This window comes from Geodermatophilus arenarius (genome assembly GCF_042654585.1).
Classification (GTDB): domain Bacteria; phylum Actinomycetota; class Actinomycetes; order Mycobacteriales; family Geodermatophilaceae; genus Geodermatophilus; species Geodermatophilus arenarius.
Map to the genome: position 1 here is coordinate 67,662 of NZ_JBHSGR010000021.1, position 14,550 is coordinate 82,211.

Genomic DNA, 14,550 nt, shown 5'->3' on the forward strand with positions numbered 1-14,550 from the left:
GTCACTCCCGCTGCCTGTCCCGGCGGACGGTCACCTTCCGGCCCTTGACCGTGCTGGCGCGCAGCGCGGTGACGACCTCCTCGGCGGCGGCGGCGGGCACCTCGACCAGGCTGAACCGCTCGGCGATCTCGATCGCGCCGACGTCGCGGCCGCGCAGCCCGGTCTCCCCCGCGATCGCGCCGACCAGGTCGCCCGGGCGGACGCCGGCGCTGCGGCCGGCGCCGATGAACACCCGCTCGGTGTCGCCGCCGCCCGACCGGGAGCGCGGCGGGCGGCCCTGGCCCCGGTCACCGCGGTCGCCGTCCCGCCGCGGGCGCTCCGGGCGCAGGGTGACCTCGGGGATCTCCTCGTCGTCGTCCGGGCCGGTGGTGGCCTCGTGGGCGAGCTTGACCGCCGCCAGGGCCACCTCCACGACGTCGAACTCGTCGGTGAGCGTCTCGACGACGGCGCGGAACCGCTCGAGGTCGTCGCCGAGCAGGCTCTCCCGCAGCGCGGCGCGGGTCAGCTCCAGCCGGCGGGCCCGCAGGTCGGCGACCGTGGGGACGCGTTCCACGTGGATCGGCGCGCCGGTGACCCGCTCGATCGTCTTGAGCATCCGGTGGGCCCGCGGCTCGACCAGCGTGATCGCCACGCCCTCGCGGCCGGCGCGGCCGACCCGGCCGATGCGGTGCACGTAGGTCTCCGCCGCGGCCGGGACGTCGTAGTTGACGACGTGGGTGAGCTGCTCGACGTCCAGCCCGCGGGCGGCGACGTCGGTGGCCACCAGCAGCTCCGCGGTGCCCGACCGCAGCCGGCCCATCACCCGGTCCCGCTGCTCCTGGCTCATCCCGCCGTGCAGCGCCTCGGCGCGGTAGCCGCGGCCGTTGAGCGTCTCGGTGAGGTCGTCGACCTCGTCGCGGGTGCGGCAGAAGACGATGGCCGCCGTCGGGCTCTCGACGTCGAGGACCCGGCCCAGCGCCGCCGGCTTGGCCGCCCGGGCGACGACGAACGCCGTCTGCCGGACCCGCGGCGCCTCACCCGCCACCGGCACCTCGCGGGCGACCTGGATGCGCAGGGGGTCGCGCAGGTGGCGGCGGGCCATGCTGTCGAGCCGGCGCGGCATCGTGGCGCTGAACAGCACCGTCTGCCGCTCCTCGGGCACCTCGTCCAGCAGCGCCTCGAGGTCCTCGGCGAAGCCCATGTCGAGCATCTCGTCGGCCTCGTCGAGCACCACGGTGGCGACGCCGCCCAGGTGCAGGCTGCCCCGCTGCAGCAGGTCCAGCGCCCGCCCGGGGGTGGCGACGACGACGTCCACCCCGGCCTCCAGCGCCCGCAGCTGCCGCGGGATCGGCTGGCCGCCGTAGACCGGCACCACCCGGGCGCCGAGGTCGCGGCCGTAGCGGTGCAGCGCCTCCGACACCTGGATAGCCAGCTCGCGGGTGGGCACCAGGACCAGGGCCAGCGGGTCGCCGCCGGGGCGGTCGTCGGGCAGCCGCTGCAGCACCGGCAGCGCGTAGGCGGCGGTCTTGCCGGTGCCGGTGGCGGCCTGGCCGAGCAGGTCGCGGCCGGCGACCATCGGCGGCACCGCCTCGCGCTGGATCGGGGTCGGCTCCTCGTAGCCGAGGCGCGACAGCGCCGCCAGGAGCTCCGGCCGCAGGCCGAGGTCGGCGAAGGTCCCGCCGTCGGGGGCAACCGTCTCGTCGGCCTGCTGCTGGGTGTCCTCGCCGTCCACCCGCCCAGTGTCCGGCACGGTGGCCCACCCCCGGCACGGCACCCCGGCGTGGCACCCTCCCCCGGTGACCCCCGCACCCGCCGTCGACGACGACCTCTGCCTGCTCCCGGCCACCGAGCTGGCCGCGCTCGTGCGCGGGAAGGAGGTCTCGGCGCGCGAGCTGCTGGAGGCGCACCTGGCGCGCATCGAGCGGATCGACCCGCAGGTCAACGCGATCGTCACCCTGGACGCCGAGGGCGCCCGGGCCGCGGCCGACGCCGCCGACGCCGCGCTGGCGGCCGGGGAGGAGGTCGGCCCGCTGCACGGCCTGCCGGTGGCGCACAAGGACACCCACGCCACCGGCGGCATGCGGACCACCTGGGGCTCGCCGCTGCACGCGGACACCGTCCCGGCGCGCGACGAGCTCGTCGTCGAGCGGCTGCGCCGGGCCGGCGCGGTCCGGGTGGGCAAGACCAACGTGCCGGAGTTCGCGGCCGGCTCGCACACGTTCAACCCGCTCTTCGGCGCCACGCACAACCCGTGGCGGCACGGGCTGTCGGCCGGCGGGTCCAGCGGCGGCGCGGCGGCCGCGCTCGCCGCAGGGCTGGTGCCGGTGGCCGAGGGCAGCGACATGGGCGGCTCGCTGCGCAACCCGGCGGCGTTCTGCGGCGTGGTCGGGCTGCGGCCCACGCCCGGGCGGGTGCCGACCTGGCCCGCCGGGCTGGGCTGGGCGACGCTGTCGGTGCAGGGGCCGATGGGCCGCACGGTCGGCGACGTCGCGCTGACGCTGTCGGCGATCGCCGGGCCCGACCCGCGGGTGCCGATCGCGCTGTCCGAGGACGGCGCGTCGTTCGCCGCGCCGCGCCCGGCGGAGCTGCGCGGCCTGCGGGTGGCCTGGACGCCGGACCTCGGCGGGCTGGTGCCGGTCGAGCCGGAGGTCACGGGCGCGCTGGCGGAGGTGCCGCGGCTGCTCGAGGCGCAGGGCGCCGTCGTCGAGGAGGCCTGCCCCGACCTGCGCGAGGCCGACGAGGTGTTCGGCACCCTGCGGGCCTGGCTGTTCGAGGCCACCTACGGCGAGGTGGTGCGCCGCTCGCCGGAGCAGGTGAAGGAGGCCATCCGGCGCAACGCCGCGCGCGGGGCGGCGCTCAGCGGGGCCGACGTCGCCCGGGCCGAGCTCGCGCACACCCGGCTGCACGAGCAGGTGGTCGGCTTCTTCGACCGCTTCGACGTGCTGCTGGCGCCGACCACCCAGGTGCTGCCGTTCCCGGTGGAGCAGGAGTACCCCACCGAGGTCGCGGGCGTGCCGCAGGCGGACTACCTGGGCTGGATGCGCTCCTGCACGCTGGTCTCGGCCACCGGGTGCCCGGCGCTGTCGCTGCCCGGCGGGTACACCGGCGACGGCCTGCCGGTGGGCCTGCAGGTGGTCGCCGCGCCGCGGGCCGACCTGCGCCTGCTGGAGGTGGCCGCCGCGCTCGAGCAGGTGCTCGGGACGCCCCGCCTGCCCGCGCTCTGACGCCGTCTGCGGCTCTCTAGCCCCGGCGCTAGAGAGCCGCAGACGAGGGCAGCGACGGCCTCAGCGACGGACCGCCCGGGGCGGCGGCGGGGCGATAGGGGTGTCGGAGGACTCCTCCAGCACGTCGGCGGCCGAGCCGACGATCAGCGGGTCGGGGTCCCCGACGACGTCGCAGTCCTTGTCGTCGTAGTCCAGCCGGCACAGCACGTGCCGCATCGCCTCGAGCCGGGCGCGCTTCTTGTCGTTGCTCTTGATGACCGTCCACGGCGCGTGCTGCGTGTCGGTGTGGAGGAACATCGCCTCCTTCGCCTCGGTGTAGGCGTCCCACTTGCCGAGGCTGGCGAGGTCGGTGGGCGAGAGCTTCCACTGCCGCACCGGGTCGATCTGCCGCACGACGAAGCGGCTGCGCTGCTCCCCGCGGGACACCGAGAACCAGAGCTTGAACAGCAGAATGCCGCTGTCGACGAGCATCCGCTCGAACTCCGGCGCGTCCTGCAGGAACTGCCGGTACTGCTCGTCGGTGCAGTAGCCCATCACCCGCTCGACGCCGGCGCGGTTGTACCAGGACCGGTCGAACATCACGATCTCGCCGGCCGCGGGCAGGTGCTGCACGTAGCGCTGGAAGTACCACTGCGTCTGCTCGCGCTCGGAGGGCTTGTCCAGCGCCACTACGCGGGCCCCGCGCGGGTTGAGGTGCTCGGTGAACCGCTTGATCGTGCCGCCCTTGCCCGCGGCGTCCCGCCCCTCGAAGACGATGACCAGCTTCTGCCCGGTGTCCTTCACCCAGCTCTGCATGTGCAGCAGCTCGATCTGCAGGCGGCGCTTCTCGATCTCGTACTCCCGGCGCTCCATGCGCTCGGTGTAGGGGTAGCCCTCGCGCCAGGTCTCGACCCGCCGCCCCTCGGGGTCGAACAGCTCGCGGTCGTCGTCCCAGTCCTCGTCGCTGTCCTCGTCGGGCAGGGCGTTGAGCCGCCAGCGGCTCAGGTCGAGGACCTCGGCCTCCTTCGGCGCCTCGGTGGTGCCGGGAGGGTCCCCTCCCCGGTCCTGCACGGCCTCTTCCTGCGCGGCACCTTCCTGCGCGGCACCTTCCTGCGCGGCATCGCGGTCGACGGCGGTGTCGGGCTGCACGGGGTCCCCCTCCCGGGTCGGTCACGTCCGGGACCGGCCGTACCCCACCCTGGACCGGGCACGCCCGGGGCGCGACGGGGCGGGCGCCCCGGACTCGAGCACGTGCGCGACGGCGTACTCGGCGAGCGCGGCCAGCGCCCGGGCGTCGCGGCCGGGCGCGAGGGCGGGCAGCAGGTGGACCTCGACGACGCCGCCGTCCACCTCGCGGACGGCGACCGGGCAGACGGCGGCCTGCGCGTCGACGGCGGGGGCGAGCGCGCGGGCGCGGAACCGGCCGGGGTCGTCCCCCTCCGCCGGGCCGCCGGGGTGCGCGGTGACCGTGCCCCCGGCGCGCAGCAGGGCCGTGACCCCGGCGCGGACGGCGCCGCTGCCGTCGTCGACCAGCAGCCCGCCCCGGCGGGCGAGCGCGCGCAGCAGCGGGGTGCCGGCCAGCGCGGCGTCGACCACCGGGGTGCCGGGGACGACGGTGGCCAGTGCGAGGACGTCGGTCCAGCCTGCGGCGTTGGCGACGACGAGCCGGGGGCCGCGCGGCCAGGCGAGCGCCGGGTTGACCACCCGCACGCGCAGGCCCCGCGCCAGGAGCAGGTCGGCGGCGGTGCACACCCGCAGCCGCTGCTGCCGGCGCGCGCCGCCCCAGGTCGCGGTGGCGGCGCGGACGGCGGTGCGGGCGAGCACCGGGGTCATCGCGGTGCGGGCGAGCACCGGGGTCATCGCGGTGCGGGCGGGGGACGGGGTGCCGTGGTCCACGGGGCCCTCCAGGTTCCGGGACGGGGATCCGCGCGCCAGGGTCGGTGCCCCGGGTGTCCGCCGGGTGACGCCGGTGCGGAGATCCCGCGACGGCCCGGGGAACCCCTCCACGGCCGGGGCCCGGGACCGGCGGTGCGCCGGCCCCGGGCCCCGGGGTGGTGCGCTCAGCCGAACAGCACCGACGTCACGACGTCGTACAGGTGGGTGTTCGGGTAGTAGCCGGTCAGGTCCTCGCTGCCCGGGCCCTCCGCGGTGACGACGGTCGGGACGCCGGTGTGCGCGGTCGTCGTCCAGTCGAGGGCGAAGTCGTGGGCGCCCCCGGTGCCGGCGACGGCGAACGGGCCGTCCTCGCCGGACTCGGTGCCGCCCGCGATCGACGGGTCGAGGGTCCCGCCCGGGCCGCTCTCGTCCTCGGGGTCGACGTCCTCGATGGCGAGCCCACCGGTCTCGTGGTCGCCGGTCACGACCAGCAGCGTGTCCGGGTGCTCGGCCACGTACGCCCGGGCCACCGCGACGGCCGCGTCGAGGGACCGCATGGCCTCGAGCACGCGGGTGCCGTTGTCGTTGTGCGCCATCTCGTCGACGGCCTCCTCCTCGACGAGGAGGAAGAAGCCGTCCTCGTCCTGGGAGAGGACGTCGAGGGCCTTGGTGGTCATGTCGGCGAGCGACACGGCGGGGTCGAACTCGTCGCCCTGGCCCTCGGGCCGCTGCTGGAACATCTCCTCGTTGGCGAACAGCCCGAGCAGCGGGCCGGAGCCGGCGGCGGCGAACTCCTCGGCGGTGCTCACGTACTCGTAGCCCTGCGCCTGCGCCCGCGCGACCAGGTCGCCCTGGGTGCTGCGGGACACCTCCGGGTCCTCCGTGTCGCCGGTGCGCGGCGGGTGGGTGCCCTCGTCGCCGGCGGGCAGCCACCAGTCCTCGCCGCCGCCGAGGACCACCTCGGGCCGGCTGCGCTCCAGGTACTGGCGGGCGATGTCGTCCTGCGCGGCACGGTCGGTGCTGTTGGCGAAGAACGCCGCGGGGCTGGCGTCGGTGACCTGCGCGGTGGTCACGATGCCGCCGGCCAGGCCCGCGTCCTCCACCTGCTGCCCGACGGTCGGCAGCGGCTCGCCGTCGACGTCGACGCTGATCGCCCCGTTGTAGGTCTTCACGCCGGTGGCCCAGGCCGACGCCCCGGCCGCGGAGTCGGTGACCGTGTCCTCCGGGTCCCGCGCGTCGGTGGTCTGCAGGCCGGCGATCGGCAGCGAGTCCATCGCCAGCTGCCCGTCGAAGCCGACCTGGTCGAGCCGGGCGGCCTCGCGGTGGGCGGCGCCCATGCCGTCGCCGGTGATGAAGATGACGCTGCGCGGGTGCCCGTCCGCGTGGCCGCCGCCGTGTCCTCCGCCGCCGTGCGCGGATCCGCCCCCACCGGCGAACGCCCCCGTCAGGGGCAGCAGCGCGAGCGTGCCGCCGGCCACCGCCACCACGGTGGCCGTCCGCAGCCGCCGTCCTGTCCTCGGGTCGGTCATGGTCGTCCTCTCGTCGCCGGGCCCCCGGCGACCGGTCGCACCGCCGGGGGGACGCCCCACCGTGGGACGTGACCCGGGTCACTCGCGCAGGCGACGCACCACCGGCGTTCCGGGCCGCGGCCGGTCCGGTCGGACCGTGACGGACCGACCCCTCACAGCGACCGCACAGCCGCCTCCCAGCGGCGCCCGGTGGCGGCGCCGGTGGTCAGCGGCGGCGCAGGCCCCGCAGGGTCCGGACGGCGACCAGCAGCTCGGGCAGGTCGTGCCGGTCGCCGGCGGCGATGTCCGCGAGCTGGGCCGCGGCCCGCCGCTGGGCGGGGTCCCAGCCCTCCACCCAGCCCGCGACCAGGGTCGTGGCATCGGGGGAGGCGTCGTTCCCGCTCCCCCGCCCGGCCAGCACCTCGACGGCGAGCTCGGCCTGCTCGGCGGCCAGGTCGTCGCGCAGCGCCGCGCGAGCCATCGACGGCCAGCGCCGGTCCCGGGGCAGCGCCGTCACGAGCTCCCGCAGCGGCACCAGCGCCAGCCGCTCGGCCAGCTCCTCGGTGACCCGCCCGGCCAGCTCGATCGGCGCGCCGGTGCGCTCGGCGACGACGGCTAGGTCGAGGGCCGTCGGCAGCAGCGGCGCGGCCGCCAGCTCGCCCGCCAGCCCGGCCGGCACGCCCGCGGCCTGCAGCCGCCGCGCCCGCTCGGCGTAGGCGGCGGCCTCGTGGCCCAGCAGCCAGCCCGGCAGGCCGGCCCGCACCGCCGCCACGGGGCCGGCGAACCGCTCGGTGAGGGCGGCGATCCCCGCCGCGGGGTGCGCGCCGATCTCGGGCAGCCGCAGCAGCCACCGCGCCGCCCGCTCGGCCAGCCGGGTCGCCTCGGTGCGCAGCTCCACCTGCACCGGCGCGGGCACCCGGTTGTCCAGCGGCCGGACGGCGTCCCACAGCCGGTCGACGTCGAACACCGCGCGGGCCACCGCGTGCGCCCGGACGACGGCGGCGAGGTCGAGCCCGCTCTCCTCGGCCAGCCGGAACAGCCCGGTCACGCCGGCGGTGTTGACCGCCCGGTTGGTCAGCGCGGTGGCGATGATCTCCCGGCGCAGCGGGTGGGCCTCGACCGCGTCGGGGAACCGCTCGCGCAGCGGGGCCGGGAAGTACTCGCGCAGCAGCCGGGCCAGGGCGGGGTCGTCGGGCAGGTCGGAGCCGAGGACGGCGTCGCCCGCCTCGAGCTTGGCGTAGGCCAGCAGCACCGACAGCTCGGGGCTGGTCAGCGCGTGCCCGTCGCGGCGCCGCTGGGCGAGCGCCCGGTCGTCGGGCAGCGCCTCGACCGCGCGGACCAGCCGCCCCGACCGCTCCAGCGCCCGGATGAACCGCTCGTGCGCGTCGAGCAGGCTGCGCGCGGAGGTCACCTCGACGGCGAGCGCGGCGTTCTGCGCGTGGTTGTCGGTGAGGACGGCCGCCGCGACCTCCTCGGTCATGTCGGCCAGCAGCGCGGCGCGGCCGTCGGCGTCGAGCACGCCGGCCTCCACCACCTCGTTGAGCGCGATCTTGATGTTCACCTCGTGGTCGGAGGTGTCCACGCCCGCGGAGTTGTCGATGGCGTCGGTGTTCACCCGGCCGCCGGCCAGCGCGTACTCCACCCGCCCGCGCTGGGTGAGGCCGAGGTTGCCGCCCTCCCCCACCACGCGCACGCGCAGCCGGTGGCCGTCGACCCGGACGGCGTCGTTGGCCTTGTCGCCGACGTCGAGGTGGCTCTCGGTGGCGGCCTTGACGTAGGTGCCGATGCCGCCGTTGAACAGCAGGTCCACCGGGGCCAGCAGCACCGCGCGGACGAGCTCCACCGGGGAGAGCGTGTCGACGTCGGCGTCGAGGCCGAGCGCGGCCCGCATCGGCTCGCTGACCGGGATCGCCTTGGCCGTCCGCGGCCACACGCCGCCGCCCGCGCTGATCAGCGCGGGGTCGTAGTCGGCCCACGACGAGCGGGGCAGGTCGAACAGCCGCCGGCGCTCGGCGTAGGACGTCGCGGCGTCGGGGGTGGGGTCGACGAACACGTGGCGGTGGTCGAAGGCGGCCACCAGCCGGATGTGCTCGGACAGCAGCATCCCGTTGCCGAAGACGTCGCCGCTCATGTCGCCGATGCCGACGACGGTGAACTCCTGGCTCTGCACGTCGACGCCGAGCTCGCGGAAGTGGCGGGTCACCGACTCCCACGCGCCGCGGGCGGTGATGCCCATGGCCTTGTGGTCGTAGCCGACCGAGCCGCCGGAGGCGAAGGCGTCGCCGAGCCAGAACCCGCGCTCGAGCGCGACGGCGTTGGCGATGTCGGAGAAGGTCGCCGTCCCCTTGTCCGCGGCGACGACGAGGTAGGCGTCGTCGCCGTCGTGGCGGACCACCCGCTCCGGGGGCACGACCTTCCCGCCCACCAGGTCGTCGGTGAGCGACAGCAGCGCGCCGATGAACAGCCGGTAGCAGGCCTGGCCCTCGGCCAGGACCTCCTCGCGGGAGGCGCCCTCCGGTGGGGGGTTGCGGACGACGAAGCCGCCCTTGGCGCCGGTGGGCACGATGACGGTGTTCTTCACCATCTGCGCCTTGACCAGGCCGAGGACCTCGGTGCGCAGGTCCTCGCGGCGGTCGGACCAGCGCAGCCCGCCGCGGGCCACCGCGCCGAACCGCAGGTGCACGCCCATCACCCGCGGGGAGCTGACGAACACCTCGCGGACCGGGCGCGGCTCGGGCAGGTCGGGGACCGTCCGGCAGTCGAGCTTGATCGCCAGCGGCCCGCCCGCGTAGTAGGTGGTGCGCTGGGTGGCGAGGACGGCGGCCAGCAGGCTGGTGAGCACGCGGTCGGCGTCGAGGGTGTCGACCCGGCCGATGGCCTCGCGCAGCGACGCGGCCAGCGCCTCCTGGCGGGTGGCCCGGCCGGCCTCGCGCCCGGGCGAGAACCGGGTCTCGAACAGCGCCACCAGCCGCGCGACGACGTCGGGGTGGGCGGCCAGCGTCGTCTCCACGTACCGCTGGCCGAAGGGCAGCCCGGCCTGGCGCAGCCACTGCACGTAGGCGCGCACGACCGTCACCTGCCGCCAGTTGAGCCCGGCCAGCAGCACCAGCGCGCCCAGGCCGTCGTCCTCGGCGTCGCCGCGCCACACCGCGGCGACCGCCTCGGTGAACCGCTCGGGCAGCGAGCCGGGGAAGGGCAGCTCCCCGCCGGGGGCGGTCAGCCCGAAGTCGTAGATCCAGGCCGGTGGGGCGCCGATCCGGTCGATCTCGTAGGGCCGCTCGTCGACGACGTCGACGCCCATGTGCTGCAGCACCGGCAGCACGTCGGACAGCAGCAGCCGCTCCCCCACCCGGTAGACGGTCAGCCGCGGCTCGGTGGCGTCGGCACCGCGCGGTCGGCGCAGCCGCAGGCCGAGCTCGCCGGGCGGCAGCGCGTCGAGGCGGGCGAGGTCCTCGACGGCCGTCGCCGCCGGGAAGTCCTCCTGGTAGGCGGCCGGGAAGGCGTCGGCGATGCGGGCGAGGACCTGGTCGCCGTCCGGGCCGTACCGCTCGGCCAGGGCGTCGGACAGGTCGTCGGTCCAGCTGCGGGCGACGGCCGCGAGCTCCTGCTGCAGCGCCTCCGCGTCGACGTCGGGCAGCGCCGGCGTCCCGCCCCGGCCCACCGGCAGTCGGACGACGAAGTGCAGCCGGGCCAGCACCGACTCGGTGGAGCGGGCGGTGAACTCGATGTCCCGGCCGCCCAGGCGGGACAGCAGCAGCCGCTGCATCGCCAGGCGGACCTCGGTCGTGTAGCGGTCGCGCGGCAGGTAGACCAGCGCGGACCAGAACCGGCCGTAGGGGTCGAGGCGGAGGAACAGCCGGGTCTGCCGGCGCTCCTGCAGGTAGAGCACGGCCAGCGCCACCGGCAGCAGCTCGGCGGCCGACGCCTGGAACAGCTCGTCGCGCGGCAGGGTGTCCAGGACGTCGACCAGCGTCTTGCCGGTGTGGCTGTCGGCCGGCACGCCGGAGCCCTCGACCACCTCGGCGACGCGGCGGCGCACCAGCGGCACGTCGCGGACGTTGGCCGCCGCGGCCGCGGAGGGCAACAGCCCGACCAGCCGGTGCTGGCGGGCGGGGCGGTCGCCGTCGGCGGGCTCGGTCACCGCGACCAGGTCCAGCCAGGCGCGGCGGTGCACCGTCGAGCGGATGTCGGCCTTGGTGACCGTCAGCAGCGCCGGGCCCAGCGGGCCGGCGGCCTCCGGCAGCGCGGTCCCGGTGTCGCTGCGCAGGACGCCCAGGCCGGTGCCGGGGACGGCGCGCACGGCGGTCCCGACCTCGACCTCGCGGGCGCCGAGGAACACGAAGTTGCCGTCGGCCAGCCAGCGCAGCAGGGCCGCGGCCTCGGCGGGGTCGTCGGCCGGGTCGGCGGTGTCGGCGCTGCCGCGCTCCTCCAGCCGGGTGGCCAGCTCCAGCGCGCGGGCGGCGGTGCGCGGGGCGTCCTCGTCGACGGCGCGGACGTCGGCGAGCACGGTGCGCAGCCCGGCGACCAGGTCACCGGCGGCCTCGTCGTCGAGCGGGCCGTCCAGGACGGCGGCCATCCACGACTCGGCCAGCGCGTCGGGGCCGCAGCGGGCCACGGCCGTGCCGGGGCTGTCGCAGAAGGCCCGCAGCACGCCGGAGACGTCCCGCCGGACCACGACCACGGGGTGCACGACGTGCTGCAGCCCCACGCCCTGCCGGACCACCTCGGCGGTCACCGAGTCGACGAGGAAGGGCATGTCGTCGGTGACGACGAGCAGCAGCCCGCGCCCGTCGCCCAGCCGCTCGACGACGACGGTGGCCGCGCCCTGCGCCCGGACGCCGGCCAGCCGGAGGTGGCGCAGGGCCAGCCCGGCGAGGTCGGCCGGGTCGTGCCCGAGGACCTCGGCGGCCGGCTCGCTCCAGTAGTAGCGCTGCAGCAGGGCCGGGAGGTCCGCGGTGCCGCACCCGGCGGGCAGGTCGGGCCCGCCGTCGGCGTCGTCGGCGGCGGCGCGCGCGGCCTCGGCGAGCAGGGCCCGCTTCTCCTCGTTGGCGGCCTCGAGGGCGACCAGTCCCGGCGGGACGTCGTCCTCCGGTCGGTCGGGGACGACGGTGTCCACGCCGGTGGTGCTCATGTCCGGCGACGCTAACCCGCCCGTGCCACCTCGTCAGCGCGACGCGGCCACCCGGCGGGGTGACGTGCTGGAACAGCCCCGCTGCAGGGGCCCGCCGCGAGCCAGGTGACGCGCTGGAACAGCCCCGCTGCAGGGGCCCGCCGCGAGCCTGCGAGCGGTGGGGGGCAGCGGGGTCCTTCGTCTAGCGGTCCAGGAGCTGGTCGGCGGCCCAGCCGACGACGGCGAGGACGAGCCCGCCCAGGATCGCGGTGCCGAAGCCGTCGACCGAGAGCCGGTCCGACAGCGCGGCGGTGAGGCCGAGCAGCGCGGCGTTCACGACCAGGAGGAACAGGCCGAGGCTCAGCAGGATCGCCGGGAAGGACAGGAACCGCAGGATCGGCCCGACCACCGCGTTGACGACGGCGAACAGCAGCGCCACCCAGAGGAAGGTGCCGCTGACGCCGAGCGCCCCGTTCTCGTTGCCGTCGATCTGGATGCCCGGCAGCAGCCGCGTGAGGCCGTAGAAGGCCAGGGCCATGACGACGACCTTGAGCGCGAACCTGATCACGCGTCCACGCTAGTGGCCGGACCTGGCAGTCCCCTGGTCCTGCACGCCTCTACCGCTCTCTGGCGTCCGCGCTAGAGAGCCGTAGAGCGGCCTCGACGTGCGTGCGGGCGCGTCCGTGTGGGCACTGCGGACGGTGAGGGGGTGCGCCGTGGTGGACCGGCTGGTGGTCGTGGGTGCGTCCGCGGGGGGCGTGGACCCCCTGCGGCAACTGCTGGCGGCGTTGCCCGCCGACCTGCCGGCCGCCGTCGCCGTCGTCCTGCACCTGTCCCCCACCGGTGAGAGCCGGCTGCCGGAGCTGCTGTCCCGGGCCGGACCGCTGCCCGTGCGGCACCCCACGGAGGGCGGGGCCCTGGTGCCGGGGCAGGTCGTCGTCGCACCGCCCGACCGGCACCTGGTCGTGCGCGACGGCCGGGTGCACCTCACCCGGGGGCCGCGGGTCAACCGGCAGCGGCCGGCCGTCGACGTGCTGTTCCGCAGCGCCGCGCTGTCCCACGGCGCCGGCGTGGTCGCCGTCGTCCTGTCCGGCGCGCTCGACGACGGCGCCCTCGGGGCGGCCGCCGTCGCGGCGCAGGACGGCCGCGTGCTGGTGCAGGACCCCCGTGAGGCGCGGGTGTCCGCCATGCCCCGGGCGGCGCTGGCCGTCGTGCGCCGGGCCCGCGCGGCCCCCGCCGCCGAGCTGGGGCCGCTGGTCGCCGAGCTGGTCGGCAGCCCTGCTCCCCCGGCGCCCACCGCCGGCGCCCCGTCCGACGAGAGGAGTCCGCAGATGGCCGGCGGACCGACAGCCGAGACCGACCTGGGTGTCCCCGCGGCCCTCGGCTGCCCCGAGTGCCAGGGCGGCATGTTCGAGAACGCCGCCGACGGGTCGGTGAGCTGGACCTGCCACGTCGGCCACTCGTGGTCGGCGCAGAGCCTGCTCGAGGCGCAGCGCCAGGCCGTCGAGAGCGCGGTCTACAACGCCGCGTCGAAGCTGCTGGAGATCGCGTCGGTGCACCGCCGGCTGGCCGAGCTCGGCACCGGCGGCAGGGACGAGCACCTGCGCGCGGCCGAGCGGGCCGAGACGCGGGCCGCCCAGGTCCGCGGCGAGGCCGGCGGCGGCTGACCGGCGGTCAGCGCGCGGGCGTCTGCGTGTAGAGCGCGAGCCGCCAGCGGTCGCCGTCGCGGACGTAGAGGCTGCTCATCGCCCCGGTGAACGGCGGCTCCTGCTCGTGCCGCCAGGCCCGGCCGGTGTAGACCAGCGCCGCCGCGTCCGCGCCGGCGCGCACCAGCCGGACGTCGCCCAGTTCGTAGCGCAGCCACGGCGGGGAGGCGCCCAGGGCGGCGACGACGGCGGCGCGGTCCATCACCGTCCCGTCCGCGAGCACCATCAGGCCGTCGTCGGCCATCACCTCGCCGTAGAAGTCCCCGCCGGTCGCGTCGCACAGGGCGTCCCAGCCCCGCCGCTCCAGGGCGAGGAGCTCGGTCTGCACCTCGGTCTCCGTGTGGGTCCCCATGTGCCCGACCCTGGCCCGCGCAGGTGCCGGACGTCCAGCCCCCGGCCGACGTCGTCAGGTGAGCGGCAGGGCGTCGGCGACCAGGTAGAGGCCGAGCAGGAACAGCACCCAGGCCACCACCTCACCCGAGGTGCGCGACAGCCGGCCCTCGATCCGGGCCAGGACGGGCGTGAGCCGGTCGTGCAGCGCCGTGCGGAGGGCCAGCAGGACCAGCGCCGGCAGGACCATGAGCAGGCAGTAGCCCGCGAGCAGGGCCAGCGTCGCCGCCGGACCCGGTGCCGACGTCACGAGCAGGGCGATCGCGGCGAGGTAGGGCAGCATCGAGGCCGCCTCGATCCCCACCGCGGTGACGGCGAGGACGACGACCGCTCCGGGCGGGCCGTCGCCCCGGGCCCGGTCGCGCCACCGGCCCAGCCGCCCCGGTCCCCGGGCCGCCCGCGCAGCGCGCCGCCGCTCCTTGCCCTCCCGCGTCCACGGCTCCACGGTCAGCCCGAGCAGGACCAGGACGGCCCCCACGGCGAGTTCGGCGACGCGGCCGGCCGTGCTCTCCAGGGCTGCGCCGAGCGGTTCCAGCAGCACCCCGGCACCGAGGACGAGCGCGATCCCGAGCAGCAGGTACGCGCCGGCCACCGTGCCGAGGAAGAGCAGCACCCTGGCCACCCGGACCCGGCCGGGGGCCAGCAGCAGCCACAGCGGGAGGACGAGCGTGCCGACGCTGGTGCTGTCCACCAGGGCCAGGCCGGCCAGTGGCAGCAACAGGGCGATGTCCACGGCTCCTCCGGTGTCTTGGCAGCACACCTGTGCTGTTCTGCCAACG

Annotated in this window: 10 protein-coding genes; 2 read left to right on the top strand and 8 right to left on the bottom strand. The window is 76.8% G+C overall.

The window, feature by feature from the left end; genetic code table 11:
* Position 1 precedes the first annotated feature (1 nt).
* Complete coding sequence (locus ACFO3M_RS17820) at positions 2 to 1,711, bottom strand: DEAD/DEAH box helicase (protein ID WP_387991823.1); 1,710 nt, start codon at positions 1,709 to 1,711, stop codon at positions 2 to 4.
* A 64-nt stretch (positions 1,712 to 1,775) separates the two neighbouring features.
* Between ACFO3M_RS17820 and ACFO3M_RS17825 the strand changes: the two genes are divergently transcribed.
* Entirely contained in the window at positions 1,776 to 3,203 is a 1,428-nt protein-coding gene (locus tag ACFO3M_RS17825; protein WP_387991826.1) for an amidase, read from the top strand.
* Positions 3,204 to 3,263: 60 nt separating this feature from the next.
* On the opposite strand, the gene ppk2 is transcribed toward ACFO3M_RS17825, so the two are convergent.
* From ppk2 to ACFO3M_RS17850, 5 genes are all read right to left on the bottom strand, one after another.
* Positions 3,264 to 4,331 carry a polyphosphate kinase 2 gene (ppk2, locus tag ACFO3M_RS17830; protein WP_387991829.1) on the bottom strand — a complete coding sequence of 356 codons (1,068 nt, stop codon included), beginning with the start codon at positions 4,329 to 4,331 and terminating at the stop codon, positions 3,264 to 3,266.
* A 21-nt stretch (positions 4,332 to 4,352) separates the two neighbouring features.
* Complete coding sequence (locus tag ACFO3M_RS17835; RefSeq protein WP_387991832.1) at positions 4,353 to 5,078, bottom strand: lysophospholipid acyltransferase family protein; 726 nt, start codon at positions 5,076 to 5,078, stop codon at positions 4,353 to 4,355.
* A gap of 164 nt (positions 5,079 to 5,242) precedes the next feature.
* Positions 5,243 to 6,586 carry an alkaline phosphatase gene (locus tag ACFO3M_RS17840; RefSeq protein WP_387991835.1) on the bottom strand — a complete coding sequence of 448 codons (1,344 nt, stop codon included), beginning with the start codon at positions 6,584 to 6,586 and terminating at the stop codon, positions 5,243 to 5,245.
* A 205-nt stretch (positions 6,587 to 6,791) separates the two neighbouring features.
* The gene (locus ACFO3M_RS17845; protein ID WP_387991838.1) at positions 6,792 to 11,696 is read right to left on the bottom strand and encodes an NAD-glutamate dehydrogenase; all 4,905 of its coding nucleotides are present in this window, start codon (positions 11,694 to 11,696) and stop codon (positions 6,792 to 6,794) included.
* A 181-nt stretch (positions 11,697 to 11,877) separates the two neighbouring features.
* Positions 11,878 to 12,243, bottom strand: a complete 366-nt coding sequence (locus ACFO3M_RS17850; protein ID WP_387991841.1) for a phage holin family protein — start codon at positions 12,241 to 12,243, stop codon at positions 11,878 to 11,880.
* Positions 12,244 to 12,391: 148 nt separating this feature from the next.
* Here ACFO3M_RS17850 and ACFO3M_RS17855 point away from each other — a divergent pair, with 148 nt between their 5' ends.
* On the top strand, positions 12,392 to 13,342 hold the full coding sequence (locus ACFO3M_RS17855) for a chemotaxis protein CheB (protein ID WP_387991844.1): 951 nt from the start codon (positions 12,392 to 12,394) through the stop codon (positions 13,340 to 13,342).
* A gap of 7 nt (positions 13,343 to 13,349) precedes the next feature.
* Here the strand turns inward: ACFO3M_RS17855 and ACFO3M_RS17860 are convergent, their stop codons facing one another.
* The gene (locus tag ACFO3M_RS17860; protein ID WP_387991847.1) at positions 13,350 to 13,733 is read right to left on the bottom strand and encodes a nuclear transport factor 2 family protein; all 384 of its coding nucleotides are present in this window, start codon (positions 13,731 to 13,733) and stop codon (positions 13,350 to 13,352) included.
* A gap of 54 nt (positions 13,734 to 13,787) precedes the next feature.
* Complete coding sequence (locus tag ACFO3M_RS17865; protein WP_387991850.1) at positions 13,788 to 14,504, bottom strand: GAP family protein; 717 nt, start codon at positions 14,502 to 14,504, stop codon at positions 13,788 to 13,790.
* Between the last annotated feature and the right edge of the window lie 46 nt (positions 14,505 to 14,550).